1 rRNA gene is annotated in these 1,714 nt (G+C 51.3%); it reads left to right on the plus strand.

Annotation, left to right across the window (positions count from 1 at the left end):
- A 23S ribosomal RNA gene (locus tag FCL48_RS24565) occupies nucleotides 1–1,713 on the plus strand; the annotation flags it as partial.
- Nucleotide 1,714 lies beyond the last annotated feature (1 nt).

Here is a 1,714-nt window from a genome sequence, read left to right on the forward strand (position 1 = left end):
TGGTAGGAGAACATTGTGGCCGCCTGAGAAGGTACACCGAAAGGAGTGCTGGAGGTTCCACAAGAGCTTATGTTGACACGAGTAGCGAAAATGAGGGTGAGAAACCCTCACGCCGAAAGCCTAAGGTTTCCTGTAGTCAAGTTAATCTGCTCAGGGTTAGTCGGCTCCTAAGGCGAGGCCGAGAGGCGTAGTCGATGGGAAACAGGTTAATATTCCTGTACCACTATCATAATGTTTGATGGTAAGGGGGGACGGAGAAGGTAAGACCATCCGGGCGTTGGTTGTCCCGGTTTAAGCATGTAGGTGTGAGACTTTGGCAAATCCGGGTCTCTTTAACACTGAGGTGTGATGACGATGTCTTTTAGACAATAAAGTGGTTGGTTCCATGCTTCCAGGAAAATCCTCGTATCTAGTTATGATTGTGACCGTACCGTAAACCGACACAGGTAGGCAGGTAGAAGATACCAAGGCGCTTGAGAGAACTCTGGTTAAGGAACTCGGCAAAATAGCACCGTAACTTCGGGAGAAGGTGTGCCAGCAAGGTGAAATAATTTACTTATGGAGCCTAGTCTGGTTGCAGTGAAATGGGGGGAGCGACTGTTTACTAAAAACATAGGACTCTGCGAAGTCGAAAGACGAAGTATAGGGTCTGACGCCTGCCCGGTGCCGGAAGGTTAAGGGGACTTGTCAGCGCAAGCGAAGCAATGAACCGAAGCCCCGGTAAACGGCGGCCGTAACTATAACGGTCCTAAGGTAGCGAAATTCCTTGTCGGGTAAGTTCCGACCTGCACGAATGGCGTAACGATTTCCCCACTGTCTCAACCAGGGACTCAGCGAAACTGTAGTACCGGTGAAGATGCCGGTTACCCGCAACAAGACAGAAAGACCCCGTGAACCTTTACTACAGCTTGGCATTGGTTTTTGAGGTAACATGTGTAGGATAGGTGGGAGACTTTGAAACGGCCACGCCAGTGGTCGTGGAGTCAACCTTGAAATACCACCCTTGTTATCTTAGGAATCTAACTGCGGTCCGTGATCCGGATCCAGGACATTGTCTGGTGGGTAGTTTGACTGGGGCGGTCGCCTCCCAAAGAGTAACGGAGGCGCGCGATGGTTCCCTCAGGCTGATTGGAAACCAGCCGTAGAGTGTAAAGGCATAAGGGAGCTTGACTGCGAGAGAGACATCTCGAGCAGGTACGAAAGTAGGTCTTAGTGATCCGGCGATTCCGCATGGAAGGGTCGTCGCTCAACGGATAAAAGGTACTCCGGGGATAACAGGCTTATCTCCCCCAAGAGTCCATATCGACGGGGAGGTTTGGCACCTCGATGTCGGCTCATCACATCCTGGGGCTGAAGCAGGTCCCAAGGGTTTGGCTGTTCGCCAATTAAAGTGGTACGTGAGCTGGGTTTAAAACGTCGTGAGACAGTTTGGTCCTTATCTGTTGCGGGCGCAGGATATTTGAGGAGATCTTTCCCTAGTACGAGAGGACCGGGATGGACGAACCTATGGTGCACCAGTTGTTCCGCCAGGGGCATTGCTGGGTAGCTAAGTTCGGCAGGGATAACCGCTGAAAGCATCTAAGCGGGAAGCCCACTTCAAGATGAGATATCCCATGGCATTAGCCATCTGAAGGGTCGTGGTAGACCACCACGTTGATAGGTCGGGTGTGGAAGTGTAGTAATACATGGAGCTTACCGATACTAATAACCCGTG

Source organism: Desulforhopalus sp. IMCC35007, assembly GCF_005116575.1.
Classification (GTDB): domain Bacteria; phylum Desulfobacterota; class Desulfobulbia; order Desulfobulbales; family Desulfocapsaceae; genus Desulforhopalus_A.